Here is a 26,038-nt window from a genome sequence, read left to right as displayed (position 1 = left end):
CCAGATAAAACCAAAACCTAAAACAACCCTCTCTCAAAGGCCGTCAGAACGCCGCCAACATATCCCTTCCATTCCATATTCTGTTGTCAAAGAACCGGTCCGAAGCGGTAGTGCCGTTCGGTGAGGCGGGTTTTACGGAGATCGGGGGGGGGATGTCAACGCGCCGTAAAATCGCCAGCAAACACCCTGTTTTTCCCGGAAAACCGGCCCATCCAACCGGGAGCCCACACCCCTCTGTGGATAAGGAGTGGATAAGAAAATGAACTTTTTTCTGCTTTTCCATGTCAGGGCGGCGAAAAGGGCCGCAGATGGGGCAGCGCACCGCAATGCGCCGCCCCGGCAACCGTTCAGCCTTCGGCGATCGACCGGCCGTTGATGGTCAGACCCTTGTCGTCGGCCGACACCTTGATGCGCTCGCCGTCATGGATGGTGCCATCCAGCAGCAACCCGGCCAGGGGGTTCTGCAGCGTGCGCTGGATCACCCGCTTCAGCGGACGCGCACCGTAAACCGGATCATACCCTTCCTCGGCCAGCCAGAGATGCCCCGGCTCGTCCAGGTCCAGTTCGATATGCCGGTCGTCCAGCAGCTTGCGCAGGCGCCCGATCTGGATATCGACGATCCGCGTCATGTCCGCCCGCTGGAGGCGGGAGAACAGGATGATCTCGTCCAGGCGGTTGAGGAATTCCGGCCGGAAGTGATTGCGCACCACCTTCATGACCTCGGCCTGCACCATATCGGTGGATTCATTGTCCGGCAGATGCGCCAGAACGTCGGACCCCAGATTGCTGGTCAGGACGATGATGGTGTTGCGGAAATCGACCGTCCGCCCCTGCCCGTCCGTCAGGCGTCCGTCATCGAGCACCTGGAGCAGGACGTTGAAGACATCCTCGTGCGCCTTCTCCACCTCGTCGAACAGGATCACCTGATAGGGCCGGCGCCGCACAGCCTCGGTCAACACGCCGCCTTCCTCGTAACCGACATAGCCCGGAGGCGCGCCGATCAGGCGGGAGACCGCGTGCTTCTCCATGAACTCGCTCATGTCGACGCGCAGCAGAGCCTTCTCGTCGTCGAACAGGAAACGGGCCAACGCCTTGCACAGCTCGGTCTTGCCCACGCCCGTCGGGCCGAGGAAGAGGAACGAGCCGATCGGCCGATTGGGGTCCTGCAAGCCCGCACGGGCACGCCGCACCGCGTTGGCCACGGCCTTCAGCGCCGGTTCCTGACCCACCACGCTGCGCCGCAGTTCGTCCTCCATCCGCAGCAGCTTGGCCCGCTCGCCTTCCAGCATGCGGTCCACCGGCACGCCGGTCCAACGCGACACGACGGAGGCGATGCCCTGCTCGGTCACGGCCTCGCTGACCAGCCCGGCACCGGCGGCGGCACTCTCGTTGGCCTCCTGCGCACTGGCGATCTTCCCCTCCAGATTGGGGATGACGCCGTACATCAGCTCCGACGCCCGGCCCAGATCGCCGCGCCGCTGGGCGACCTCGACATCCGAACGCGCCTGATCGAGCTGTTCCTTCAGCTTCTGGATCGCGTTCACCCGATCCTTTTCGGCATGCCAGGCCGCCGACATGGCGTTCGATTTTTCCTCGATTTCCGCCAGTTCGGCTTCCAGCTTCACCAGACGCTCGCGGCTGGCGGAATCGTCTTCCTTGCGAATGGCCTCGCGCTCGATCTTGAGCTGGATCAGCCGGCGGTCGAGTTCGTCCAGTTCCTCCGGCTTGCTGTCGATCTGCATCCGCAGGCGACTGGCCGCCTCGTCCACCAGGTCGATCGCCTTGTCGGGCAGGAACCGGTCGGTGATGTAGCGGTTGGAGAGCGTCGCCGCAGCCACCAGCGCGTTGTCGGTGATCCGCACGCCGTGGTGAAGCTCATACTTCTCCTTGATGCCGCGCAGGATCGAGATCGTGTCGGGCACCGACGGCTCGCCGACATAGACCGGCTGGAAACGCCGGGCCAGCGCCGCGTCCTTCTCTATATACTTGCGATACTCATCCAGCGTGGTCGCGCCGATGCAATGCAGCGTGCCGCGTGCCAACTCCGGCTTGATCAGGTTGGAGGCATCCATCGCGCCATCGCTACGACCCGCACCGACCAGCGTATGCATCTCGTCGATGAACAGGATCACCTGCCCCTCGGCGCTCTCGACCTCCTTGAGCACCGCCTTCAGCCGTTCCTCGAACTCACCGCGGAATTTGGCACCCGCCACCAGCGCGCCGAGATCGAGCGAGAGCAGCCGCTTGTTCTTCAGCGCCTCCGGCACGTCGCCATTGACGATGCGCAGGGCCAGCCCTTCCACGATCGCCGTCTTGCCCACACCGGGCTCGCCGATCAGGACCGGATTGTTCTTGCTGCGCCGGGCCAGCACCTGGATTGCACGCCGAATTTCCTCGTCGCGCCCGATCACCGGGTCCAGCTTGCCCTGCTGGGCAATTTCGGTCACGTCGCGGGCGTATTTCTTCAGCGCGTCGAAGCTGGCTTCGGCGTTCTCGCTGGTCACGGTGCGCCCCTTGCGGATGGTGGCAACCGCCTTGTCCAGCGCCTGCGGCGTCGCACCGCCATCACGCAACGCGCGACCGGCGGGTGTTTCCGACGCGGCGATGGCCACCAGAAGGCGATCCTGCGCCACGAATTCATCACCAGCCTTCTGCGCCGCGCTCTGCGCCGCATCCAGCAGACGAACCAGATCCGGCGTAGCCTGAGGCTGACCGGCCCCGCCACCCTGCACACGGGGCAGTTTGGCCAGCGCGGCCTCGACCGCCGCCTGGATGGCAGGCGCCTGCCCGCCGGCAGCACGGATCAGCGCGGAGGCCGCCCCTTCGGGGTCGTCCAGCAGCGCCTTCAGCAGATGTTCGGGCGTGAGTTGCTGATTATACTCACGCACCGCAATGGTTTGCGCAGCCTGGAGGAACCCGCGCGACCGTTCCGTAAATTTCTCGATATTCATAATCCCATGTCCCTTTCACTCAGGCGACCTGAAGCTGGGGGGCGCCATCCCTGCAGGAGGCAACGGCGCACCACACCAAGGCCGAGATGGGGATAATGGGACGTTGTTACAAGGGCATGGTGACGCGATGGCACATGACTGCCACGCCCTTCACGCGGCCGTTTTCATGACACCGGTCATTGAAAACGGGGCGATACCTCCTTAACCGCCGCAACCGCGCAGGCCTCGTCCAGATCGCCGCCGGGCGCCCCGGAAACACCCAGTCCCCCCAGCACCGAACGATCCGCCCGGCGCAGCAGCACCCCGCCGGGCACAAACAGAACCTGCGGAATCGTGTTCAGCGCCCCGTTGGGCGGGCCTGTGACCTTGGCCGCGATCAGGGCGCTGGTCGTGTCCTTGTCGAAGGTCATGCCGTAGGCATAGGCCGTGTAGGCCTTGCGGTAGGATACCGACAGCGATTGCAGCGGCACCGTGTCGCCCTTGATGATCACCTGCTCATGGCCGGACGGATCGACCACGGCGGCGGTGACGGACCAGCCCCGCGCCGCGCAGATCCGCACCGCCGCCGCCGCGAGTTGGTCGGCAATCTCCCACGACAGTTTCTGGGTGGTGATGACAGCCGGGCCCACCGCCTGGGCCGGTGCCACGTTCATCAGGCCCGCGACCGTGCCGGCCGCGAGCATGCAGGCCGCAATGCGGCGATGGAATGCCATGGCGCCTCAGCCCTTGCTGATCGAAGGGCCGAGCAACAGCAGGTCCGCCGCCGACAGGCGATCCGATGCCGTGCGCGCCTGATGCCAATAAGGATAAAGCAGCGGCGGAGCACTGGCCGCATCCAGACGCGCCATCTCCTCGAGCGAGAGGGCCAGTTCGGTCGCCTTCAGATTGTCGGCAAGCTGGGCATCGGTCCGCGCCCCGATGACGACCGAAGTGATCGCCGGACGATGCGCGACCCAGGCCAGCGCGACCTGGGCGGCAGACACGCCCCGTTCCGCGCCGATCGCCACCAGAACCTCGACGACATCGTACAGCTTTTCGACATCGTAAACCGGCGGTTCGCCCCACTGGGCCAACTGGCGCGTGCCCTCGGGCTCGGGCTTGCCGCGCCGATGCTTGCCCGACAGCAGGCCACCCGCCAGCGGGCTCCACACCTGCACGCCGATGCCCTGATCCAGCGCCACCGGCAGCAATTCGTATTCCGCCTCGCGCGCCTGGAGCGAATAATAGATCTGCTGCGCCACCGGGGCGATCAGGCGATGACGCTCCGCCGTGCTCAACGCCTTCATCAGGTGCCAGCCCGAGAAATTGGACACCCCGGCATAGCGGATCTTGCCCGAGCGGGTCAGCGTGTCCAGCGCCTCCAGCGTTTCGTCCAGCGGGGTCTGGCCGTCCCATTCATGCAGGTAATACAGGTCGATATGGTCGCGACCCAGCCGGCGCAGGCTGGCCTCGGCCGCCGCGACGATGTGATAGCGCGACAGGCCGGCATCGTTCGCCCCCTCGCCCATGCGGAAGCGCGTCTTGGTGCTGACCAGGATGTCCGAAGACCGCCCTTTCAGGGCCGCTCCAAGAATCTCCTCCGACACGCCGGCGGAATAGATATCGGCGGTATCGAAGATATTGATCCCGGCCTCGATGCACATGTCGATCTGCCGCTGCGCGCCCGCGAGGTCGGTATTGCCGGTCTTGGCGAATGCGCCCTTGCCCCCGAACGTCATGGTCCCGAGCGTGAAAGCCGAGAGACGCAGGCCGGACCGGCCGAGCTGACGATACTGCATGGATTGCCTCCTGTAACGGATCGGTCAGCGGGACTATGGGCGCGCCGGGCCGGGAATGATAACCGTCAAAATCGGAAAACAGTTTCCGGAAAAGGCGAACGATGCGCGACATCGACGAAATGCGGGTGATGGTCGAAATCGTCCGCCATGGCGGCCTGTCGGCGGCGGCGCGCCATCTGGGCCTGGCCCCCTCGGTGGTCAGCGACCGGCTGGCGCGGCTGGAACACCGGCTGGGCACGCGCCTGCTGGTACGCACCACACGACGCCAGACCCTGACCGAGGCCGGGCGCGTCTATCTGGACGAAGCGACCGCGATCCTGACCGCCACGGAGAGGATGGAAGCACGGGTGCGCGAAACGGTCAGCGCCCCCGGCGGCATGCTGCGCGTCACCGCCCCCACCCCGTTCGGACGCTTGCGGCTGGCGCCGTTCATCGCCGGTTTCGTCCGCCGCCATCCGGGCATCCGCGTGCATCTGACATTGGAGGACCGGATGGCCGACATCGTCGGCGAAGGGTTCGACATCGCCATTCGCGGCGCGCCGGTGGTGGATACCACCCTGACCGGCCGGCGCCTGATGGAAAGCCGCCGCGTGCTGGTGGCCAGCCCGGACTATCTGGCCCGCCGGGGTACCCCGAGGTCGCCCGCCGATCTCGCCCACCATGACTGCCTGGTGGCCAACATGACCGGCCAGTGCCGGGCCACATGGCGCTTCGGCCGTGGGGATGCCGCGCGCCCCTGGCGGATCGACGGGCTGCTGGCCTCCAGCAATTCGGAACTGCCGGTGCAATGGGCGCTGGCCGGCATGGGCATGACCCAGAAATCCCTGTGGGAGGTCGAAGAGGCCGTTCGGACAGGACGGCTGGTCACGGTGATGGAAGGCTGGGAACCGGACCCGGTGACCTTCTATGCCATCCACCCCGTCAGCACCGCCCACTCGCAGAAGATCGCGCTGTTTATCGGCGACCTGCTGCAACCGGGCGGTATCACGTCCGATCAGGCGGACTCGTAGGTCACATCCAGCGTACCGGCCCCGACGCACCTTGCATGCAGCACATCCCCCGGCTGCACCGGGCCGACACCCGCCGGCGTACCGGTCATGATCAGGTCCCCCGGCGCCAGCGCGACGAAGGCACTGAGCTGCGAGATGATATCGGCGACCGGCCAGATCATGTCCGACACATCGCCCTGCTGGCGAATTTCGCCGTTCACCGACAGCGCGATCGGCCCGCGCTCCGGATGGCCGATGGTGGTCACGGGCGCCACCGGCCCGATCGGACAGGACTGGTCGAACCCCTTGGCCAGTGCCCAGGGCCGGCCGGCCTTCTTGGCCGCCGCCTGAAGATCGCGGCGCGTCATGTCCAGGCCCAGCGCATAGCCATAGACATGCGACAATGCCTGATCCGCCGGGATATCCCGCCCGCCGGTGCCGATCGCCACCACCAGTTCGACTTCATAATGCAGATTGGCGGTCTTGACCGGAAACGGCAGCGCCCCGCCGCCGGGAACGACGGCATCGCCCGGCTTGGCGAAGAAGAACGGCGGCGCACGATCCGGATCGCCCCCCATCTCGCGCGCATGCTCGGCATAATTCTGCCCGACGCACCAGATCCGGCGCACCGGGAAACGGGCCTCGGTCCCCGTGACCGCCAGACTGGGCTGCGGCGGCTGCGGGATGACGTACTCGGTCATGGTCGGTGTCCTTGCTGCTGAACCTGCCCGACCTTATGCCCACTCTCCCGCCGCACGAAAGCCGAACAGCCTGCGCATCCGCACCAGCGGCACCATAATGCCGTTCACATTCGCTTCGACCGTCTCGACGGGCTCATACCCGCTGGCGGCATAAAGCGGCTGACCGCTCAACGTCGCCATCAGCTCCACCGCGGAAAACCCCTCGGCGCGGGCAGCCTGTTCGCATCCGGCGAGAATCACCCGACCGATTCCCTGCCGTGCATAACGCGGGTGGGTATACATCGCCCGGATCTTCGCGGGATCACGCGCGGGGTCGAGAAGCCTGGGGTCACGCAGGCTGGTGCTGTGATCGCCGCCATACAGCGTCGCGCGCCGGCTCCAGCCGCCGCATCCCACGATTTCGCCGTCCCGTTCAGCCACCAGATAAGTGCCGTCCGCGACAAGCTGGGTATCCAGCCCCATGATCGCGCGGCTGGCCGCAACCTGTTCGGGCGAGAGAAACGCCGCCTGCAAGGTCCCGATCGCCAGCGCAATCAATGTTTCCAAAGCCGGAAGATCGGCCTCGCTCGCCCATCGCGTGCTGACAGTCTGCATTAGGCGGTTCCTTTCACACAGTCCCACGCGACGATCGACACCGGAAAATAAAACCGGAGCCCCGTCGCACCATGCCATGCCCCCACACCGAGGCGATCCCGCCCGCCTGCGATATCCGCCTCGAACAAGGCCGCCAGAGCCGGCATATCCCGTGACTCTGCCAGCGTATCGAGCTGCGCTTCCAGACGGTATCCATCGACCGTCATCTCCTCCAGCCCCGCCGCGCGCCCGATCCGTCGCAATTCATCCAGCGTCAGGGCACTGGTATGAGACGGGTCCCGCAGCCGCTCCATCTCGTCATAGGCATGCTGCGTCTCGGGTGACGGGGTCGCATCGATGACGATGATCCGTCCACCGGGACGGCACACGCGCGCCATCTCCGCCAGCACCCCAGCCGGGTCCGGCATATGATGGAAACTGTAGCGTGTCGTCACCCGGTCGAAACTGGCATCGGGAAACGGCAACGCGGTCGCATCGCCGATCCGCCACGCCACATTCGCCAGCCCGTACGCGGTTTGCCGCACCTGCGCCTGTGCGATCATGGCAGGCGTGATATCGATGCCGGTAACATGGCGCACCTGCCCCGCCATCGCGCATGCCAGAATGCCGGGGCCACAGGCGACATCGAGAACCGAGAGGTCCGGCTTCAGGGCACACGCGGCAAGGGTGCGCGCCATGGCATCGGCCTCGGCATGGATGGGCAATTCGGCAAACGGCTTCGCCCACCGGGTAAACTGGCTGACGATGCGCTGGTTATGCGTGATATCGGTCATCTCATCCTCATCGGTCGCCCAAGGAGATAGCCAGGAGACTGCCTGACCGGCTAACGCTCTTCGGTCATAAATGAACGAATGCCGGCCATGCGCATCCTCGACGACGAAGAAACCCACGCCATTCTCCGCAGCCATGGCCTCGACCGGCCGACCGGCATCGGGTTCGCCTTTCGCTATGCCGCCCGCAATGTCCTCTATGACTGGCACGCGCACCCGTACCATCAACTGATCTACGCGGCGGCCGGCCCCGCGCAGATCGAAACCGAACAGGGGCGCCATATTCTTCCGCAGGGACGCGCGGCATGGATACCGGCCGGCACGCGCCACCGCTCCCTGGTCAGCGACAATCACGGCGCTTCGCTGTATTTCTCGCCAGATTCCGTCACCGACACATCGTCCCATGTGCGCATCCTGGTCGCGAACCCGCTGATGCGCGAAATGATCCTGTATGCGACGCGCTGGGAACGCGGTGCCAGCGAGACCGATCCCCTCGCCGACAGCTTCCTGCACGTGCTCGCCCGGTTATGCGGCGAGTGGCTGGAGCAGGAACTGAAGCTGTTTCTGCCCAGCACTACCCATCCCTCCCTCCGTCGCGCCATGGATTACGCACTGGCCGATCTTGCCGGCGCGACCCAGTCGGGTGCCATCGACCATGCCGCCTTGTCCGAACGCAGTTTCCGCCGCCTGTTCATGCGCGAAACCGGCCTGACATGGCAGACGTGGCTGGGACAGGCGCGGATTCAGATGGCGATGGGGCTGCTGATCCAGGGCCGACGCGTCACCGACGTCGCGGCCGATGTCGGCTATGCTTCGCTCAGCGCCTTCGCGAAAGCCTTTGCCCAGACCGCCGGGGAAGGACCTGCGCGGTTCCGGAAACGGCATCTGGCGGCTCAGTCTCGGTAGATGCCAGGGCTTCTGTTCTTTTTTGAAAAAAAGAACCAAAAAACTTTGATTCGTTCAGGCGTCTTGCGCTGGGGCACACGATAGCCTCGAACAGACAGAAGTCTTTTTGCTTCTTTTTCTTCAGAAAAAGAAGACACACGGCCGGGCGGGCACAATCGCCCGCCCGGCCGGTCGCGTAATCAGTTGCGGGTCTTGTCGACCAGCGCGTTCTTGCCGATCCACGGCATCATCGCGCGCAGCTTCTCGCCGACCTGCTCGATCTGGTGGGCGTTGTTGCGGGCGCGGATGGCCTTGAAGCCGACATTGCCCGACTGGTTTTCCAGGATGAAGTTGCGCACGAACGTGCCGTCCTGGATGTCGGTCAGGACGCGCTTCATCTCGGCCTTGGTCTCGGACGTCACGATGCGCGGGCCGGTGACGTATTCGCCGTATTCCGCCGTGTTCGAGATCGAGTAGTTCATGTTCGCGATGCCGCCTTCATAGATCAGGTCGACGATCAGCTTGGTCTCGTGCAGGCACTCGAAATACGCCATCTCGGGGGCGTAGCCGGCTTCCACCAGCGTCTCGAACCCGGCGCGGATCAGCTCGACCAGGCCACCGCACAGCACGGCCTGCTCGCCGAACAGGTCGGTCTCGACCTCTTCCTTGAAGGTCGTCTCGATGATGCCCGCACGGCCGCCACCATTGGCCGAGGCATAGGACAGCGCGATTTCCAGCGCATTGCCCGACGCATTCTGCGCCACCGCGACCAGCGAGGGCACGCCGCCACCACGCTGATATTCCGAACGCACCGTGTGGCCGGGGCCCTTGGGCGCGATCAGGAACACGTCCAGGTCCGGGCGCGCCTCGATGATGCGGAAATGGATCGACAGGCCATGCGCGAAGGCCAGCGCCGCACCCTGCTTCAGGTTGGCTTCCAGATGCTCCTTGTACAGCGCACCCTGGCCCTCGTCGGGCGTCAGCACCATCACCACGTCGGCCCAGGCGGCGGCGGCGGAGGGGTCCATGACCTTGAAGCCCGCACCCTCGGCCTTGGCCACGGCGGACGAGCCCGGACGCAGGCCGATCACCATCTCGGTGACGCCACTGTCCTTCAGATTGTTGGCGTGGGCGTGGCCCTGGCTGCCATAGCCGATGATCGCGACCTTCTTGGACTTGATCAGGTTCACGTCGGCGTCGCGATCATAATACACGCGCATGATAAGACCTCCTGTTGAAACGAAAGAGAGAATGACCTGCGGTCAGATCGTCCGGGGGCCCCGGATGATCGCGGCCACGCCCGTGCGGGAGACTTCGGCCAGGCCGAGCGGACGCATCAGGTCGATGAACGAATCGAGCTTCTCGGTCGCACCGGTCAGCTCGAAGACGAAGGATGTGGCGGTGGTATCCACCGCGCGGGCGCGGAAGGCCTCGGCAATGCGCAGGGCCTCGGTCCGGGCCTCGCCGCTGGAGACGACCTTCACCAGCGCCATTTCACGCGCGACATGCGGCCCCACCTGCGTCAGGTTGGCCACGCGATAGACCGGCACCAGCCGGCCCACCTGGGCCTTGATCTGCTCGATCACCTGCGGCGTGCCCGACGTCACGATATTGATGCGCGACTGGTGGCGCGACTGCTCGACCGGTGCCACGGTCAGGCTTTCGATATTGTAGCCGCGCCCAGAAAACAGCCCGATCACGCGCGCCAGCACGCCGCTTTCGTTTTCCACCAGAATGGAGATGACCGCGGAGACAATCGTCTCGTCCTGCATGGTCATGATGAGAATTCCCGAACAGAATCCGGCACGGGGCGAACCCCGCTGCCGGTATATATAAAAGGAAGCGGCCGCATGGGCCGGGGGCGAGGATGCGTCGGATCAGACCAGCATGCGGCCCTCGGCGCTGACCTTGACTTCACCTTCCTGCTCCGGGCCCAGAAGCATCTGATTATGGGCCGCGCCGGACGGGATCATGGGGTAGCAGTTCTCGTCCTGTGCCACGCAGATATCGGCCACTACCGCACCGGGCTCGGCCAGCATGGCGCGGATCACGTCGTCCAGTTCGCCCACGCAGGTCGCGCGCATGCCCTTGGCATGGAAGCTCTCGGCCAGGCGGATGAAATCCGGCAGGGCAGCGCTGTAGCTTTCGGAATAGCGCGAGCCATGCAGCAGTTCCTGCCACTGGCGGACCATGCCCATATACTGGTTGTTCAGGATGAAAATCTTCACCGGCAGGCGATACTGCGCGATGGTGCCCAGTTCCTGGATGTTCATCAGGGTCGAGGCCTCGCCCGCGATGTCGATCACCAGCGCGTCGGGATGCGCGATCTGCGCGCCCACGGCCGCCGGCAGGCCGTAGCCCATGGTACCCAGCCCGCCCGAGGTCAGCCAGCGGTTGGGCCGGTCGAACTGGAAATGCTGCGCGGCCCACATCTGATGCTGGCCCACCTCGGTCGAGACGAACGTGTCGCGCCCTGTTTCCATCGCCAGTTCGTACAGCCGGCGGACGGCGTGCTGCGGCCGGATGATCGCCGACGGCGTCATGTCCTGGTCGAAATGCAGGCTGCGGATACCGCGCCATGCCTCGATCTGCTGCCACCACTGCGCCAGCGCCGCCGGATCGGATGCGCCGTCCTGCCGGTCCCATTCCTCCAGCATCATCTCGATCACACGGCCGGCGTCACCGACGATCGGCACATCGACCTGCACGATCTTGTTGATCTGCGAGGGCTCGATATCGGCATGGATCTTGAACGATCCCGGCGAGAACGCATCCAGCCGGCCGGTCACCCGGTCGTCGAAGCGCGCCCCCAGCGCGACCAGCACGTCGCAGCCATGGGTGGCCAGATTGGCCTCGTACGTCCCATGCATGCCCAGCATGCCCAGGAACTGCCGGTCGGTCGTCGGATAACAACCCAGCCCCATCAGGGTCGAGGTGCAGGGGAAGCCTGTCTTGCGCAGCAGCCGGCCCAGCGCCTCGCAGGCCTGCGGGCCGGCATTGATGACGCCTCCACCGGTATAGAACAGCGGCCGGCGCGCGCGCTTCATCGCCGCGACGGCACGCACCACCGCCTCGCGCTCCGGCTCGCTCTGCGGGCGATAGGACGGATGCGGCGCGCGCGATGCCGGGACATAGGGCGCCGGCCCCACCGAAATATTCTTGGGCAGGTCCACCACTACCGGGCCGGGGCGACCGCTGCGGGCGATGTGAAAGGCCTCGTGCGCCACGCGGGCCAGGTCGGCGGGGTTCTTCACCAGGTAATTATGCTTGGTGGCCTGACGGGTGATGCCCGTGGTGTCGGCCTCCTGGAACGCATCGGTACCGATCAGCGGCACGCCCACCTGCCCGGTGAAGCACACCACCGGAATGGAATCCATCAGCGCATCGACCAGCCCGGTCACGGCATTGGTCGCACCGGGGCCGCTGGTCACCAGCACCACGCCGACCTTGCCGGTCGAGCGCGCATAAGCCTCGGCCGCGTGCACCGCCGCCTGCTCGTGCCGCACCAGAATGTGGCGCACCGCATTCTGCCTGAACAGCGCGTCGTAAATGGGCAGCACCGCGCCGCCCGGATAGCCGAAAATGACATCGACCCCCTGATCGACGAGAACGCGAAGCAGGACCTCGGCACCGGAGAGGACGACATCCGCTCCATGGGCATGCGTGTTCGGCTTCAGGTCGTTCAGGTTGGGTGTCGCGTTCATGTCCCTGCTCCTCCATCCGGCGTGTTTGATGCGGGACCACAGGCCCCTCCGGACGGAATGTCGGCTGGGTTTAGGGAAACTGACGGCCGACGTCAATCCGATTTAGAATAAAAGAAATGACGTTGCGGCAATTCCTTTCCATTTGTTGCGCATCATTGCCGATCCGCGTGTCGATCACCCATGTATCCGCCGCCTCGGCGAGGCTATGATGCGCAAACCAGGTCGTCTGCCGCCGCGTATAACGCCCGGTCGCCAGCACCGCCCGGCTCGCGGCCTCCTCCAGCGACAGATCCCCGCGCAGATGGGCGGCCAGTTCCGGCACGCCATGCGCCCGCATCGCCGGCAGGGCCGGGGACAGATCCTGCGTCAGCAATGCCCGCACCTCCTCCAGCGCCCCTGCCTCCAGCATCGCATCAAAGCGCCGCGCGATGGCGGCACGCAGGGTATCGCGCGGCGGCTCCAGCCGCACGGCCACCCGGTGGCAGGCCAGCGGCGGCAGCGTCGCGGTGCGGCGCCAATGGATCATGCCATGCCCGGTGCCGGACCACACCTCCCACGCACGGGCCACGCGCTGGCTGTCGGAGGGGCGCAGGGCGGCCGCGCTTTCGGGATCGACCGCCGACAGCCGGGCATGCAGCGCCGCCGGCCCCTCTTCCTCCACCAGCCGCCGAGCCTCGGCCCGCGCTTCCGTCCCGGCATCGGGGATATCGGTCAGCCCGTCGGTCAGCGCGCGCATATACATGCCGGTGCCCCCGCACAGCACCGGCAGCCGCCCGTCTTCCCACGCCGCCTCGATCGCGGCCATCGCGCTGGCGCGCCACCACGCGACGCTACCGGTCTCATCGGCGGGCAGCACGCCGTAGAGCCGGTGCGGCACGGCCGCCTCCTCCTCCGGCGACGGCCGGGCGGTCAGAACCCGCAGGTCACGATAGACCTGCATCGAATCCGCATTGATGATCACGCCGTCCATCGCCCGCGCCACCGCCAACGCCAGCGCCGATTTGCCCGAGCAGGTCGGCCCCGCGATCACCACCACCGGCCGCCCGGACAGATCCACCGCTTGCGTCATGCCGCCTTCCCTGTCACACGCCTGTTCGTCATGTCGCTGTCCCATACAATCACGCTCGTCGCCCGCCGCGACGCCACGACCCTGACCGACGCCGATGCCCGCGCCGCGCGGGACATGGTGAAGGGCGGCGTCCCCGTCATCCTCTCGCCCGGCGAGGCCGTGGACATCCCCAGCCCGGCGCCCCATTCGGGCATGCCGACGCTGGATACGATGCGCGCCGTCTTCGGCCCACGCCAGATCGACGTCCTTCTGACCCGTTCGCGCGGACGACGCAAAGGGCTTCTCGTCGCGGACATGGACAGCACCATCGTCACCAACGAAACGCTGGACGACCTCGCCGCCCATGCCGGCATCGGCGAGCGCATCGCCGAGATCACCCGCCGCTCGATGAACGGCGAGATCGACTTCGCCGCCGCCCTGCGCGAGCGCGTCGCCCTGCTGGCCGGCCTGCCCGCCACCCTGCTGGAAAAGGCATGGAAGGACGTGAAGCTGAACGAAGGCGCGCGCGAACTGGTGGCGACGATGCGCGCCCATAACGCCCGCACCGCGCTGGTATCCGGCGGCTTCACCTTCTTCACCGGCCGCGTGGCGGCGTTGTGCGGCTTTGCCGAGCATCACGCCAACAGCCTGCAGATCAGCGGCGGCGCCCTGACCGGCACGGTCGGCGAGCCGATCCTGGGCCCCGACGCCAAGCTGGCCCACCTGCGCCGCCTCGCCGAAGAGGGCCGCCTGAAACCCGCCGCCACCATGGCCGTGGGGGATGGCGCGAACGACCTGGCCATGCTGAAGGAAGCCGGGGTGGGCATCGCCTTCCACGCCAAGCCGATCGTCCGCGCAGCCATCGGCAACCGCGTGGACCATGCCAGCCTGCGGGCGCTGCTGTTCGCGCAGGGCTATCCGGCGACGGCGTTCACAGGTACGGAGTAAGAACCTTCTTTTTCTGAAGAAAAAGAAGCAAAAAGACTTTTATCCGCTCAGGGTCATCGTGCGTCCCCAGCACAAAACGCCTGAACGAATCAAAGTTTTTTGGTTCTTTTTTTCAAAAAAGAATAGAACCTACTGCCGCCCCTTCGCCAACCGCGCCGAGGCATCCTGTGCCTCGATGAACACATGCGTCACTTCCGGCACGGCAGCCCGGATCTGTTCCTCGATCCGCGAAACCGTCTGCTCCACCTGCCCGGCGCTCAACCCGTTATCGAAATCCAGGCTCAACGCCACCAGCACGTCCGACGGGCCGAAATGCATCGAGCGCATTTCGTTCAGCCCCAGCACGCCGGGTTCACGCAGGGCCAATACCCGAACCTTGGCCTGGGATTCCACCGCCATGCCCTCGCCGGTCAGCAGGGACTGGGTCTCCCGCGCAAGAAAGGCGGCGGTCACGGTCAGGATCACGCCGATCAGGATCGAAGCCACACCATCGAGCATCGGCAGATCCAGCGTTTCCGCCAGGATATTGCCCAGCAGCGCCACACCAAGACCACACAGCGCCGCCGTATCCTCGAACAGCACGGTAAAGACGGTCGGGTCCTTGCTATGGCGCACGGCCTCCAGCCAGCCCCGCCGGCCCTTGCCGTTGCGGCGGAACGCCCGCAGCGCCGTCAGCCACACCGAGCCTTCGAACAGGATAGCCAGCGCCAGCACGATGTAATTGACGACGACATGATCCACCGGCTGAGGATGGCGGATACGGCTCACCCCCTCGATCACCGACACACCGGCCCCCAGGCCGAAGATCAGCAGCGCCACCACGAAGGTCCAGAAATACAGTTCCAGCCCGTAGCCGAACGGATGCAGGGCGGTGGCCGGCCGCGCGGCGCGGCGCAGCCCCACCAGCAGCAGCATCTGGTTGCCGGTATCGATCAGCGAATGAATCGCCTCGCTCAGCATCGCGGCACTGCCGGTCATGAAAGCGGCAACGAATTTGACGACCGCGACCAGCAGGTTTCCCCCCAGGGCCGCGTAGATGACGAAACGGGACGACGAGGGGGCCATTGATCACTCCGGGCAACGGCCTCCTATAGACCGGATTCCGCCCGCGTCGAAGAGACCGCACCGAAAACCAGCCCCCCGAAAGCGGGCGGCAGTTGCGGGCCGATCGGCCCGCACCTTATAAAGAGCCGCTGACGATCCCCCTCGCGGATCGAACCATGGATCGGCCAGCCGGCCGCATCCACCTTCGCACGGAGTGTCAGGTGCGCACCACTGTCGTCCAGATGGCCCCCGGCGCGTCCCTGCCGGACAATATCGCCCAGGCACGCGACCTGATCGCGACCGCCGTCGCCGCCGACCGGCCCGACCTGGTGGTGCTGCCGGAAATCTGGAGCTGCCTGGGCGGCACGGCAGAGGTGAAGTTCGCCAACGCGGAGGAACTGCCCAACCCCGGCGCCACGGCAGGCGCCGGCCCCCTCTACCGTTTCCTGTCCGAAACCGCGCGCACGCATGGCATCACGCTGCATGGCGGGTCGATCGGCCAACGCCATGGCGACAGGCTGCTGAACACCAGCCTGGTCTTCGGCCCCGATGGGGCGGAGAGGGCACGCTACAGCAAGATCCACCTGTTCGACATCACCACCCCCGGCGGCGAAGGCTACCGCGAGAGCGATACCTACGCGCCGGGCAGCGAAATCGTGACCCTCCCGGTCGGCGCGTTCACCGCCGGCCTGGCCATCTGCTACGACCTGCGCTTCGCCGAACTGTTCCTGGCCCTGCGCCGGCGTGGCGCGAACGTGATCGTACTGCCCGCAGCCTTCACCGCCGAAACCGGCGAGGCCCATTGGGCCACGCTCCTGCGCGCCCGCGCGATCGAAACCCAATGCTGGGTCGTGGCCTGCGGCACCACCGGCACCCATATCGATGCGGGCGGCCATGCCCGGCGCACCTATGGCCACTCCATGATCATCGACCCATGGGGCACGATCGTCGCCCAGGCATCGAACGGCACCGGCTGGGCCACGGCGGCCCTGACCCTCGATCAGGTCGAACATGTCCGCACCGGCATGCCCGTACTCGCCCATCGTCGCCTGAATACGTGACGGCGCCACACCCGGCCATGACCGCACGATGACCGAAGTCCATCCCCCCGTCTGGCCCCACAGTGGCGCCCCGCATCGCCTGAGCTTCATCTCGGCACCCAACGAGCAGGCGCGCCGGACGCACGACGAACTGGTCGCGCGCTACGGCCAGTACGCCCCGCATGACGCCGATGCCGTCATCTGCCTCGGCGGCGACGGCTTCATGCTGGAAACCCTGCACAGCATGCTTGGCGAACCGATCCCGGTCTACGGAATCAATTGCGGATCGGTCGGGTTCCTGATGAACCCGTCCCTGCCCGACGACCTGCCGGCGCATCTGGCCCAAACACAGGCGGCGACGCTGCACCCACTGCGCATGTGCTCGATCGACCGGGCCGGCGTTGAGACAAAAGCCCTGGCCCTGAACGACGTGTTCCTGTTCCGCCAGACACGACAGGCCGCGAAGATCGAGATCGCGGTCGATGGCCGGGTCCGCATGCCCGAACTGATCTGCGACGGCGTGCTGGTCTCCACGCCCGCAGGGTCCACCGCGTATAATCTGTCCGCCCACGGCCCGATCGTCCCGCTCTCGGCCAACCTCCTGCCCCTGACCCCGATCAGCGCCTTCCGCCCCCGGCGCTGGCGCGGCGCGCTACTGCCCTCCACCGCACGGGTAACGCTGACGATCCTGGAAAGCGAGAAACGCCCCGTCGCGGCCGTCGCCGACTTCACGGAAGTCCGCGACGTGGTGCGGGTCGAAATCGAGGAAGACCGCACGCTGCACGCCACCCTGCTGTTCGATGCAGGCCAGAGCCTGTCCGAACGGATTCTGGCAGAACAGTTCACGGTCTGATCCGAAGACCGAGGCGAGACCGCCCATTGGAACGCGCACACAGGCATACCCAATTCGCAATCCTGCCATAAACCAGACGCAGATAAGTTTTGTTTCATTAAATGTAGTTGAGATTAATTATCATATGCATGATAGTGCGCCCCCTGAAACGGAGAGCGCAATTGACTGCCGAACCTCGTCATTCCAGACCCATTTCCCTCGCTGTCGGATTGCTGCTGGCAACCACCCCGGCCCTGGCGGCAGAGAGCAGCCAGCCCGTACCGACCAGACAGACGCAAGACGGAAAAACGCAGTCATCTGGAACGAAAACAGCCAGTACGAAATCCAGCCCGACAGAGGCCGAACATATCGTCGTCCGCGCGCGCCGCGCCGCGACCGTGGCCGCCTCGGCCACCAAGAGCGACACCCCGCTGATCGATACCGCCCAATCCGTCACCGTCGTCTCGCGCGGCGAAATGGACGTACGCGGCGTGCTGAACCTCAACCAGGCCGTACGGTACGCGGCAGGCATCACCCCGGACCTGCGCGGCGGCGTGGGCACGCGCTACGATCAGTTCCTGCTGCGCGGGTTCATGGTCCCGACCTTCCTCGACGGGCTGAAACTGCAGGACAGCCCGACGGGTTACGCCGTCGCGCAGACCGACACCTCACGCCTCGACCGTCTTGAAATTCTCAAGGGCCCGTCCTCGGCTCTGTATGGTCAGTCCAGCCCGGGCGGACTGGTCGCGCTCTCCAGCAAGCTGCCCACCAACCTTCGTTCCTATGGCAGCGTGGCCGCGACAGGCGGCAGCTTCGACCTCTATCGCGTGGATGCCGATGTCGGCGGCTACGCGACGGATGACGGCTTTGTCCGCTACCGGCTCTACGGCACTGTCAACGGCCAGCACACACAACTCAGCAGGACGGGAAGCCGGCGTTTCTCGATCAGCCCGTCCTTCACCTTCGGCGGCGACGGGCCGACGACGCTGACATTGCTCGGCAATTATCAATACGATCCCGAGAACGGCACCTATGGCGGCGTCCCGCTGGTCGGCTCGCTCAAACGCGCATCGTTCGGCTATCTGCCGCGCGATTTCTATGACGGCGACACGTCGTACGAGAAATTCAACCGCCGCCAGGGTGCGATCACCTATATCTTCAACCACCAGTTCAACAAGGACTGGAGCTTCACGTCCCGCGGCCGCTACGACGATATCATGACCGAATATCGCAGCGTGTACGACATGGGATATTACGCCAACGAAGCCACAGGTCTCCTGAGCCGCTCCGCAATCGCCACGAAAGAGCACGCGCACAACCTGGCCTTCGACAGCCAGTTCAAGGGCCATGTCCGGACCGGCCCCCTGCAGCATACGATGATGTTCGGTTTCGACTACATGCAGCAGAGCGCCACGGAAGTCGGACAATATGGCTCTGCCCCCGACCTCAACGTCTTCCATCCCGACTACCGCATGGCCATTCCCACACCCGGCCCGTGGGTGAACTACCTGACGGATTCACACCAGATCGGTGCCTACGGTCAGGACGAAATCCACTGGGACCGCCTGATCCTGACCGGCAGCGTGCGCCACGACTGGTACCGTTCGCAGCAGACGGACAGGCAGTGGGGCAGCGGCACGACGCGGCAGAGCCCCGGCCAGATCACCTGGCGTGCCTCCGGCCTGTACCATTTCGATTTCGGCCTGGCGCCCTACATCAGCTATTCGACATCCTTCCAGCCGCAATCGGGGCTGGTGTCCGCCGATGGCGGGCAGACACTCCGTCAGGCCAGTCCGTCGGTCGGCAAACAGCTTGAAGGCGGCCTGAAATATCAGCTTCCCGGAACCTCGCTCCTGCTGACCGCCGCCGGTTTCCATATCGAACAGACGAACGTCCTCGTTTCCGTCGCCAACGCCGGCTATTCGGTCCAGAGCGGCCTGGTGCATTCCGACGGCTTCGAGTTCGAAGCCCACGCGGAAGCCTTCAAGAACCTGATGATCGACGCGGCCGTCAGCGTCCAGAAGGTCCATGACGACTCGACCGGCAAGCCGCTGATGCAGTCGGGCAAGGGCAATGCCTCGCTGTTCGCCTTCTACACGATGCCGTCTGGTCCCGTGAAAGGCCTCGGTTTCGGCGGCGGACTGCGCTATACGGCGAAATCCTATGGCGGCGAAGCCAATTACGGCAGCGTCTGGGTGCCGCAATATGCCGTTTTCGACGGATCGCTGCGCTACGATCTGTCGAATGCCTCGCGTTCGCTTCGTGGATGGACAGTGTCGGCCAGTGTCCGCAACCTCTTCGACAAGAAATTTGTCGCCAACTGTATGGCCTATGCATCCTATGGGCAGGAATTCTGCTACTACGGCGAACGCCGCAATGCCCAGGCCACCATTGGCTACACCTGGTAATTCCCGCCAGGCCGCCATGCGCATGAGCATGATCCTGCGCGTGGCGGTGGCCATCGTCGGCGGCTACGCCGTCGCGGCCCTGGCAGGGATCACCCTTTCCTGGTGCCTGCCATGGTCGCGCGCCGAAAACGTGACGGCCGGCATGCTGGCGGGGCTTCTGCTCTGGCCCGCCATGGTCATGATGGGCTTCGCGCTGCGCACGCTCCTGCATGTCTGCGCGGCCATCACCGGCATTGCCGCGTTGCTGGCCGCCCTGGCGCTGCTGGGCGGGTGGCGGCCATGAAGCCCACTTTCCGCGCCGCGATGACCTGGCTGCACGACTGGACCGGCATTCTCACCGGCTGGGTGCTGCTGGCGATCGTGCTGTCCGGCACGCTCAGCGTCTTCCGTCCCGAAATCACCGCCTGGATGCACCCCGAACTGGCCGGGCGCACCGCCGATCCGGTACAGGCCAGCGTCGCCGCCATTGACTGGCTGCACACCCATGCACCCCAATCGCCCGCCTGGTACCTGACGGCGGCGGGCCCGCGCGCGCCCTTCACCTGGGCGGTGTGGCAGCAGCAGGACGGACAGTTCGTCCAGCGCGCGCTGGACCCGTCATCAGGCGCTCCGGACACGATCCGCGACACATTGGGGGGCGAGTTTTTCTACCGCTTCCACTTCGAACTCCAGATTCCCTATCCGTTCGGCCGGCCGCTCGCCGCCATCGCCGCCCTGGCGCTGGTCCTGGCCCTGGTCACCGGTATCGTCGCCCACCGGCGCTTCTTCACCGATTTCTTCACGTTCCGCCCCCGCAAGGGGCAGAGAAGCTGGCTGGATGCCCATAACCTGCTGGGCGTGACGGTATTGCCGTTTCACCTGATCATCGCGTTTTCAGGCGCCGTCACCCTGGCCACCCTGCTGCTGCCCTGGGGCATCATCGCCGCCTATCCCGGCGCGCCGGCACAGTTCGAGGACGATCTCTCCCCGGCGATGTCCGCACGACCGGCCGCCGGCACCCCCGGCACGCTGGCGCCGATCGAGCCGATCCTGCGCGATGCAGCCCGGCATTTCGGCGCCGACGGAATCGCCCAGATCTATGTCTACAATCCCGCCGACGCCGCCGCGACCATCATCGCCATCGGCGGCAACGGCACGCATGTCGGCTTCAATACCCATGTGCTGCGCTTCGATGGCACGACCGGGCGCCTGCTGGCCGATTATCGCGAGCACAGGCCGCTGATCTCGGCTTCCGCCGCGCTCTACGGGCTGCATGTCGCCCGGTTCGCGCCGCTGCCCACGCGGTGGCTCTATTTCATCTGCGGCCTGCTGCTGGCGGCCGTCATCGCCAGCGGCCTGCGACTGCGCACGCTGCGCCGCCGCCGGCAGGGCAAATCCACCGAAGTCGTCGAGCGGCTGAACGCAGGCATGATCGCCGGCACCCCCATCGCCTTCGCAGGCTATTTCCTGGCCAACCGCCTGCTGCCCACCACCCTGCCCGACCGTGCCGGGCACGAGGTCCAGGCCGTCTTCATCGTCTGGGGCCTGATGCTGCTGCTGGCCATTGCCCTCCCGTCCGCGCGAAGCTGGCGCGTACTCTCCTGCATGGCCACCCTGGCACTCGCGAGCGTCGCCGCCTTCAGCGCCCCATGGCTGACCGGCGTGGCCCAGGGCACGGCCGCCGTCGCCATCCTGCTGGCGGCAGGCTTCGCCTACGCCGCCAGTCGCCGGCAAGCCCCCGCCAATCGGGCGCCCTGACATGCCCGTCCTTCCGATCCTGTGCGAACTGGCCGGGGCGCTGCTGCTGGCGGCCGGCAATGAACGGGGCAGCCGCGCATTGCTGCGGCGCCCTGTCCCCCTTGCCCCGCGCCGCCTGGCGCGGCTCACCGGCTTCGCCCTGCTGGCCATAGCCCTGTGGGGACTGATACGCGACGAAAGCAACCTGCTGTTCGCCCTGACCACATGGACCCTGTCCTGCGGATCGGCCCTCCTTGCCGCCGCCCTGGCCTGCACGCTGCGGGACAATCCCCCCGCCCGCACACATACGCACGGACGGACGCGCGCCCGTCAGAACGCGACCGACACCGTGCCGTAGAAGGTCCGTGGCGTGGTCGGATAAGCCGTATAGCTGGTCGCATCGCCCGGCGAGAGGCTCGACCAGGTGCGGGCATCGGTCAGGTTGTAGATATTGAACTGAAATGTCAGCGCATTGACGCGCGGGATATTGTGAAACGTGTATTTCGTATTGAACCCCATGGTGAACCGGGCAGGCGCATAAAGCTGGTTGGTATAGGTGCCATAGCGGATATCCATCCACTCGCCGTTCAGTTCGGCCTGGAACCCACCATATCTGTAGCGCAGCACGAACTTGTCCGACCATTCGGGAATCCCCGCGACCCTATCTCCCCGGATCCGATAAAGAGTCGTACCGCTTATAAAATTATCATTGTAAACACTTCGGATATACGAAACCGCATCATAGAGCCAGAAATGCTCACCAAGACGCACGGTCAACGCCACATCCACCCCGTCGGTCGTGACGCCGCCCAGATTGGCAACCGTGCTGCCCACCCCCGAGATCCCGGCATATGGCGGGGTAATCTTGCCGATCCGATTGGCGAAATCGACGTGATAATACGCGACCTGCCCTGAAATCGCCTTCAGGATTCCGGCATCGAGCGGCCGTGCCGTACGCAGACCCATTTCATAGGTCCACGACGTTTCCGGATGACCATGCCTGCGGAACGCCTCGAAATCCTGCTGGGACCCCACGCCCCATGGCGAAGCCCCACCATATCCGTCTTCGGCATAGGAATCCATGTTCCTCTGGATATTGAAGAATATTTCCTCATATCTGGTAAAATCCCACACCGCGCCGACCGCCGGCAGAAACGGCTTGAACGAGGACAGCGTACCACCGGCAACGGTATTCGTCTCCGAATCCAGCACCCCGGCCCCCGCAGTCGCGGAAGATTGCGCCTGCGGCAGCGACGCAACGGGCAGCGTGCCGTTCGTATTCACATGCTCCAGTTTCATGCCGGCCATAAGCCGCAGATTCGGCAGAACATGATACGTATCCTGCATGTGGTAGACGAACGTATCGGTATAGAAGACGTTGACGAACTGCGTGATCAGCGGATGTTTCGGCATGTCATAAGGCGAGAGCGTATCGGTCGCACCGAGCGGATACCAGAACCGCCCCTGCGCATTGTCATTGCGTTCGTACCAGATGCCGGCCTCGACATCGTGCCGGCCCGCCCGGTAATGGACGGTGCTGGTGATCCCACCGCGATTGTCGTTGTACTCGGTCGTGCGCACGGCAAAGCCGGTGCCGCCCGTCCTGTTCCAGACCACCGGATCAATGCCGTTCTTCGCGTAAGTAAACTGACCGTTCCTGATATATTGCGAAGCCGTCGGGTCCAGATACGCCCCCAGGATGGTCAGGATGGCAGCACTGCGGATAGACGTGGCGACAAGACCGGCACCCCGGTCGTGATGATAGTAAAGCGTATTGTCCCAACTGACCTGATCCGAAAATTTATGTGAAATATTCACATAAGCCAGATAATCCGTACGCTGCGCAGCCGAGAAGTAATATTGATTGTTCGGCGCCGAAGGGCTGGCTGCCGTTGACGACCGGGCAGGATAGTTCGCCATCGCGGCACCCAGATCCGGATAGAACGCGCCGCGCGTGTAGGATTTCGCCGGATTGTCCAGCCAGTCGTTCGTGTTGATACTGAGCCCCTGGGTATTCGGCTCCACCTTGTCCTGCCAGTCGAAATAGGCCGTCACCCTGGTCTTCTCGCCCTCATGGACGAATTTTCCGTTGACCTGGTATCCGCCCTGCCGGTTGGCCGACCCCAGGTTCCACGGCTGCGCATCCTGCCGCGCAAAGGCGAAATAGGCAGCATTGCCATTGCCGAAGCGGCCGGTATCCACCCGCGCGAAGGTGCGGAAGGTGGCAAAACTGCCGAATGTCTGCGTGAGGGTCGCACCGGCCCGCCTGGCGGGGGCGGATGTCTTGAAGGCGATAGTCCCGCCCAGATTGCTGGTGGACGCCGTGCCGAGCGCGCCTGCGCCGGACGACAGCGACACGCTGGCGATATCCTCGCTGATCGCCGCGCGCTGCGACGACAGGCCGTTGTAATTGCCATAGGCCCCCGCACCAAGCGGCACGCCATCAAGCGTATAGCCCAGTTGGGTCGTGGAAAACCCATGAACATACATGCTCGCATTCTGCTCGTTATTCCCCCACGGATCGACATCGGTGAAGATCACGCCGGGCAGGATGCTCAGGGCCTGCATGGGGTTCTGTCCCGGCATCAGGTCCTGGATCTGTTCGCCGCCGACACGCATCACCGCGCGCGTCATCCGCTGCCCGGTCGCCACGATATCTTCCCGCACCACCCTGGCGTGGCGCGCGGCCTCCGAGGGCGCGCGCGTGGCCTCGCCCCTTTCGATCATCAGGCCGCCGGCAGGCGTCGCACGAAGGGTCAGACCGCTACCGGCCAGCAGCCGGCGTGCTGCGTCCTGCACCGTGTATTCCCCCTTCAGCGAGGGTGCCTGACGCTGGCCGACCACATCGGGCGCGAACATGACGTTCTGCCCGGCCTCTCGGCCAAGTTCCGTCAAGGCCTGGGCCAGGGGCTGACGCGCCATATCCACACGCAGAAGGCCCGACGGCGCGGCCACCGCATCAGGCCCGCCCGCCAGAAGCGCAGACATCGTGACGAAAAGAAGAAAGAGGCGCGCGCGGATGACGCCGTCTGCCATTGTTCCGGTATGCCCCTCGTCGCCCGGCCACCAGCGCGGCCCCGCAGCACAGACAACCCCGATGCCGAAAACTTTCAATGCCGCGAAAGGCTCTTCATAAAATCTTAACGAAACATCACCCCGACCCGCTCACACCGGAACCAGCCGGTAGCCGGACGGATCGGCAATGACACCCAGCGGCAGCAGGCGTGACAGGATTTCAAGAAAATCCTGTTCCTTCCCGAAATTATAGATGCCGCTCAACCGCATGCCGGCCAGACGGGGCGTGGAGAGGACGATCTTGCGCGTCGTATATCGGTTGACCTCGGCCACGATGTCGGCAAGCCGCCCGTTGCGAAACACCAGGTTGCCCCGCCGCCAGGCCAGAAGGTCGTCCAGATCCGGCCGATCGTGCTCCACCCGTCCGCCGGCGAAAACCCGCAGGCGCTCGCCCTGCCCCAGCCATGTCACCCGCCCGGTCTGCGGCGCCTGCACCATGACCCTGCCGCTGACGGTGGTCACACCGGTCGACGCCACGTCTTTCCGCACATCGGCTTCGGCGTGGGAAAAGAACCGCAGCACCAGCGGCCCGGCGCGGAAGGCGAACGGATAGGCGGCCCGCCAGTCCATGAAAACCTGCCCCCCTTCCAGAAGGCCCAGCCGCCGTTCGGGAAACAGCGTGACGCGACTGTCGGTATCCAGCCGGCACGCCGCCCCCCGTCGATCGCGAAACTGCGCGTCTCGCCCACCCGCGTCCGCAGGATGCGCCGCGCGTTCGCCGCGGGCGCCAGCGGCACGACCAGTCCCGCCACGCCGCACACCGCGACCGCCATCGCATGGCGCCGCGACAGGGCCGGCATGGGCAGGCGCCGCGCCGCCACCGCGGGCGGAACCGGCAAGGTGACGCCCGCTCCCATATCCCACAGATCGGTCAGACATTCGAACGCCTGCGCATGGGCCGCATCGGCATGGAGCCAGTGCAGGAAACGCGCGCGATCGTCATCGGTGCAATCATCGGCATGGAGACGGGCAATCCAGAGCGCAGCATCGTCCCGAATGCGCCCGGCTTCAGAGCCGTCTTTCAATGCTCCATCCATGATTGCAGAAAAATCAAAGCCTTGGCCATTTCCTTCTCGACCGTGCTTTCGGAAACGCCCAGCACGGCCGCAATGCGCCTGTATGGCATCTTTTCCACGCGATTCAGCACGAAAACCTGCCGCATCCGTTCGGGCAACTGCGCACACCCTTCCTGGAAGCGGGCCATGCGCTCCCGCGCCGCGACAATCTGGTCCTGCAAGGGCGTGACATCGCCGGCCTGCCCGTCCAGGGCGGTCCAGTCCATCGACTCCACCGGCGCCCCCTGTTCCCGCCGCCGTTCGTTATGCGACAGGTTGACGGCACTGCGCACGATATACGCCTCGGGATGCTGAACGCTGCCTTCGGGCCGCTCGATATAATTCAGCAACGCGGTCTGGAGATGATCGTCCGCATCGTCGCGTCGCGTGGCCGCCCGCACCCGCCGGGAAAGGCTCTGCCATGTTTCCTGACACAAGGACCAGTATTCCGCCATCGGAGCCGCAATTCTCACCCTGGAAAATTCGGGCATAAGTAATCA

Annotated in this window: 24 protein-coding genes; 9 read left to right on the top strand and 15 right to left on the bottom strand. The window is 65.3% G+C overall.

Features of this window, described 5'->3' with window-relative positions:
* Positions 1-347: 347 nt before the first annotated feature.
* The 3 genes from clpB to C7453_RS17835 form a co-directional block, all read right to left on the bottom strand.
* On the bottom strand, positions 348-2,951 hold the full coding sequence (gene clpB, locus C7453_RS17845; RefSeq protein ID WP_114729518.1) for an ATP-dependent chaperone ClpB: 2,604 nt from the start codon (positions 2,949-2,951) through the stop codon (positions 348-350).
* A gap of 176 nt (positions 2,952-3,127) precedes the next feature.
* Entirely contained in the window at positions 3,128-3,664 is a 537-nt protein-coding gene (locus C7453_RS17840; protein ID WP_371858507.1) for a GlcG/HbpS family heme-binding protein, read from the bottom strand.
* Positions 3,665-3,670: 6 nt separating this feature from the next.
* Positions 3,671-4,729, bottom strand: coding sequence for an aldo/keto reductase (locus C7453_RS17835; RefSeq protein WP_114729516.1), 1,059 nt, complete (start codon positions 4,727-4,729; stop codon positions 3,671-3,673).
* 101 nt (positions 4,730-4,830) lie between these two features.
* Here C7453_RS17835 and C7453_RS17830 point away from each other — a divergent pair, with 101 nt between their 5' ends.
* Entirely contained in the window at positions 4,831-5,739 is a 909-nt protein-coding gene (locus C7453_RS17830) for a LysR family transcriptional regulator (RefSeq protein ID WP_114729514.1), read from the top strand.
* Here C7453_RS17830 and C7453_RS17825 read toward each other — a convergent pair.
* Genes C7453_RS17825 through C7453_RS17815 form a run of 3 tightly spaced genes read right to left on the bottom strand, consistent with a single transcriptional unit; the run spans position 5,724 to position 7,786 of the window.
* Positions 5,724-6,419, bottom strand: coding sequence for a fumarylacetoacetate hydrolase family protein (locus C7453_RS17825; protein WP_114729512.1), 696 nt, complete (start codon positions 6,417-6,419; stop codon positions 5,724-5,726). The genes C7453_RS17830 and C7453_RS17825 overlap by 16 nt on opposite strands.
* 33 nt (positions 6,420-6,452) lie before the next feature.
* On the bottom strand, positions 6,453-7,013 hold the full coding sequence (locus C7453_RS17820; RefSeq protein WP_114729510.1) for a GNAT family N-acetyltransferase: 561 nt from the start codon (positions 7,011-7,013) through the stop codon (positions 6,453-6,455).
* Complete coding sequence (locus C7453_RS17815; protein ID WP_114729508.1) at positions 7,013-7,786, bottom strand: class I SAM-dependent methyltransferase; 774 nt, start codon at positions 7,784-7,786, stop codon at positions 7,013-7,015. Before C7453_RS17815 ends, C7453_RS17820 begins: the two co-directional genes overlap by 1 nt.
* An 87-nt stretch (positions 7,787-7,873) precedes the next feature.
* Between C7453_RS17815 and C7453_RS17810 the strand changes: the two genes are divergently transcribed.
* On the top strand, positions 7,874-8,689 hold the full coding sequence (locus C7453_RS17810; protein WP_114729530.1) for an AraC family transcriptional regulator: 816 nt from the start codon (positions 7,874-7,876) through the stop codon (positions 8,687-8,689).
* 179 nt (positions 8,690-8,868) lie between these two features.
* On the opposite strand, the gene ilvC is transcribed toward C7453_RS17810, so the two are convergent.
* The 4 genes from ilvC to miaA all read right to left on the bottom strand — a co-directional run bounded on the left by ilvC (position 8,869) and on the right by miaA (position 13,441).
* Positions 8,869-9,888, bottom strand: a complete 1,020-nt coding sequence (gene ilvC, locus C7453_RS17805; protein WP_114729506.1) for a ketol-acid reductoisomerase — start codon at positions 9,886-9,888, stop codon at positions 8,869-8,871.
* A gap of 42 nt (positions 9,889-9,930) precedes the next feature.
* Positions 9,931-10,440 (bottom strand): acetolactate synthase small subunit, encoded by a 510-nt coding sequence (ilvN, locus tag C7453_RS17800; protein WP_371858508.1) that lies wholly within the window; start codon positions 10,438-10,440, stop codon positions 9,931-9,933.
* Between the two features lie 105 nt (positions 10,441-10,545).
* Positions 10,546-12,372 (bottom strand): biosynthetic-type acetolactate synthase large subunit, encoded by a 1,827-nt coding sequence (gene ilvB, locus C7453_RS17795; protein ID WP_114729502.1) that lies wholly within the window; start codon positions 12,370-12,372, stop codon positions 10,546-10,548.
* 70 nt (positions 12,373-12,442) lie between these two features.
* A complete protein-coding gene (gene miaA / locus C7453_RS17790) occupies positions 12,443-13,441 on the bottom strand; it encodes a tRNA (adenosine(37)-N6)-dimethylallyltransferase MiaA (RefSeq protein WP_114729500.1) in 999 nt (332 codons plus the stop codon).
* Between the two features lie 30 nt (positions 13,442-13,471).
* On the opposite strand from miaA, the gene serB reads away from it, so the two are divergent.
* Positions 13,472-14,368 (top strand): phosphoserine phosphatase SerB, encoded by an 897-nt coding sequence (gene serB, locus C7453_RS17785; protein ID WP_114729528.1) that lies wholly within the window; start codon positions 13,472-13,474, stop codon positions 14,366-14,368.
* Positions 14,369-14,497: 129 nt separating this feature from the next.
* Here serB and C7453_RS17780 read toward each other — a convergent pair whose 3' ends face one another.
* On the bottom strand, positions 14,498-15,433 hold the full coding sequence (locus C7453_RS17780) for a cation diffusion facilitator family transporter (RefSeq protein ID WP_114729498.1): 936 nt from the start codon (positions 15,431-15,433) through the stop codon (positions 14,498-14,500).
* A 200-nt stretch (positions 15,434-15,633) separates the two neighbouring features.
* Here C7453_RS17780 and C7453_RS17775 point away from each other — a divergent pair, with 200 nt between their 5' ends.
* The 6 genes from C7453_RS17775 (at position 15,634) to C7453_RS17750 (ending at position 21,766) form a co-directional block, all read left to right on the top strand.
* A complete protein-coding gene (locus tag C7453_RS17775) occupies positions 15,634-16,473 on the top strand; it encodes a carbon-nitrogen hydrolase family protein (RefSeq protein ID WP_114729526.1) in 840 nt (279 codons plus the stop codon).
* Positions 16,474-16,501: 28 nt separating this feature from the next.
* Entirely contained in the window at positions 16,502-17,305 is an 804-nt protein-coding gene (locus C7453_RS17770; RefSeq protein WP_114729496.1) for an NAD kinase, read from the top strand.
* Between the two features lie 161 nt (positions 17,306-17,466).
* The gene (locus C7453_RS17765) at positions 17,467-19,692 is read left to right on the top strand and encodes a TonB-dependent siderophore receptor (protein ID WP_371858505.1); all 2,226 of its coding nucleotides are present in this window, start codon (positions 17,467-17,469) and stop codon (positions 19,690-19,692) included.
* A 22-nt stretch (positions 19,693-19,714) separates the two neighbouring features.
* Positions 19,715-19,975, top strand: a complete 261-nt coding sequence (locus C7453_RS17760; protein WP_114729494.1) for a hypothetical protein — start codon at positions 19,715-19,717, stop codon at positions 19,973-19,975.
* Entirely contained in the window at positions 19,972-21,429 is a 1,458-nt protein-coding gene (locus tag C7453_RS17755) for a PepSY-associated TM helix domain-containing protein (RefSeq protein WP_174788000.1), read from the top strand. Before C7453_RS17760 ends, C7453_RS17755 begins: the two co-directional genes overlap by 4 nt.
* Position 21,430: 1 nt before the next feature.
* The gene (locus C7453_RS17750; RefSeq protein ID WP_114729490.1) at positions 21,431-21,766 is read left to right on the top strand and encodes a DUF3325 family protein; all 336 of its coding nucleotides are present in this window, start codon (positions 21,431-21,433) and stop codon (positions 21,764-21,766) included.
* Here the strand turns inward: C7453_RS17750 and C7453_RS17745 are convergent.
* Genes C7453_RS17745 through C7453_RS17730 form a run of 4 tightly spaced genes read right to left on the bottom strand, consistent with a single transcriptional unit; the run spans position 21,739 to position 25,975 of the window.
* The gene (locus tag C7453_RS17745; protein ID WP_245949145.1) at positions 21,739-24,522 is read right to left on the bottom strand and encodes a TonB-dependent receptor; all 2,784 of its coding nucleotides are present in this window, start codon (positions 24,520-24,522) and stop codon (positions 21,739-21,741) included. The two genes, C7453_RS17750 and C7453_RS17745, sit on opposite strands and share 28 nt — an antisense overlap.
* A gap of 51 nt (positions 24,523-24,573) precedes the next feature.
* On the bottom strand, positions 24,574-24,960 hold the full coding sequence (locus tag C7453_RS17740; protein WP_114729486.1) for a FecR family protein: 387 nt from the start codon (positions 24,958-24,960) through the stop codon (positions 24,574-24,576).
* Complete coding sequence (locus tag C7453_RS17735; RefSeq protein WP_170143281.1) at positions 24,942-25,508, bottom strand: DUF4880 domain-containing protein; 567 nt, start codon at positions 25,506-25,508, stop codon at positions 24,942-24,944. The genes C7453_RS17740 and C7453_RS17735 overlap by 19 nt, the downstream gene beginning before the upstream one ends.
* Entirely contained in the window at positions 25,505-25,975 is a 471-nt protein-coding gene (locus C7453_RS17730; protein WP_245949144.1) for an RNA polymerase sigma factor, read from the bottom strand. The genes C7453_RS17735 and C7453_RS17730 overlap by 4 nt, the downstream gene beginning before the upstream one ends.
* Positions 25,976-26,038 lie beyond the last annotated feature (63 nt).

Origin of the sequence: Gluconacetobacter liquefaciens (genome assembly GCF_003350405.1) — a bacterium.
Lineage (GTDB): Bacteria > Pseudomonadota > Alphaproteobacteria > Acetobacterales > Acetobacteraceae > Gluconacetobacter > Gluconacetobacter liquefaciens.
The sequence above is the reverse complement of the archived record's forward strand: the minus strand, read 5'-3'. Positions and strand labels throughout refer to the sequence as shown.

Coding starts and splice junctions, on each gene's coding strand:
- clpB (WP_114729518.1), bottom strand. CDS start 2,951: ATGAATATCGAGAAATTTACGGAACGGTCGCGCGGGTTCCTCCAGGCT.
- C7453_RS17840 (WP_371858507.1), bottom strand. CDS start 3,664: ATGGCATTCCATCGCCGCATTGCGGCCTGCATGCTCGCGGCCGGCACG.
- C7453_RS17835 (WP_114729516.1), bottom strand. CDS start 4,729: ATGCAGTATCGTCAGCTCGGCCGGTCCGGCCTGCGTCTCTCGGCTTTC.
- C7453_RS17830 (WP_114729514.1), top strand. CDS start 4,831: ATGCGCGACATCGACGAAATGCGGGTGATGGTCGAAATCGTCCGCCAT.
- C7453_RS17825 (WP_114729512.1), bottom strand. CDS start 6,419: ATGACCGAGTACGTCATCCCGCAGCCGCCGCAGCCCAGTCTGGCGGTC.
- C7453_RS17820 (WP_114729510.1), bottom strand. CDS start 7,013: ATGCAGACTGTCAGCACGCGATGGGCGAGCGAGGCCGATCTTCCGGCT.
- C7453_RS17815 (WP_114729508.1), bottom strand. CDS start 7,786: ATGACCGATATCACGCATAACCAGCGCATCGTCAGCCAGTTTACCCGG.
- C7453_RS17810 (WP_114729530.1), top strand. CDS start 7,874: ATGCGCATCCTCGACGACGAAGAAACCCACGCCATTCTCCGCAGCCAT.
- ilvC (WP_114729506.1), bottom strand. CDS start 9,888: ATGCGCGTGTATTATGATCGCGACGCCGACGTGAACCTGATCAAGTCC.
- ilvN (WP_371858508.1), bottom strand. CDS start 10,440: ATGCAGGACGAGACGATTGTCTCCGCGGTCATCTCCATTCTGGTGGAA.
- ilvB (WP_114729502.1), bottom strand. CDS start 12,372: ATGAACGCGACACCCAACCTGAACGACCTGAAGCCGAACACGCATGCC.
- miaA (WP_114729500.1), bottom strand. CDS start 13,441: ATGACGCAAGCGGTGGATCTGTCCGGGCGGCCGGTGGTGGTGATCGCG.
- serB (WP_114729528.1), top strand. CDS start 13,472: ATGTCGCTGTCCCATACAATCACGCTCGTCGCCCGCCGCGACGCCACG.
- C7453_RS17780 (WP_114729498.1), bottom strand. CDS start 15,433: ATGGCCCCCTCGTCGTCCCGTTTCGTCATCTACGCGGCCCTGGGGGGA.
- C7453_RS17770 (WP_114729496.1), top strand. CDS start 16,502: ATGACCGAAGTCCATCCCCCCGTCTGGCCCCACAGTGGCGCCCCGCAT.
- C7453_RS17760 (WP_114729494.1), top strand. CDS start 19,715: ATGAGCATGATCCTGCGCGTGGCGGTGGCCATCGTCGGCGGCTACGCC.
- C7453_RS17755 (WP_174788000.1), top strand. CDS start 19,972: ATGAAGCCCACTTTCCGCGCCGCGATGACCTGGCTGCACGACTGGACC.
- C7453_RS17750 (WP_114729490.1), top strand. CDS start 21,431: ATGCCCGTCCTTCCGATCCTGTGCGAACTGGCCGGGGCGCTGCTGCTG.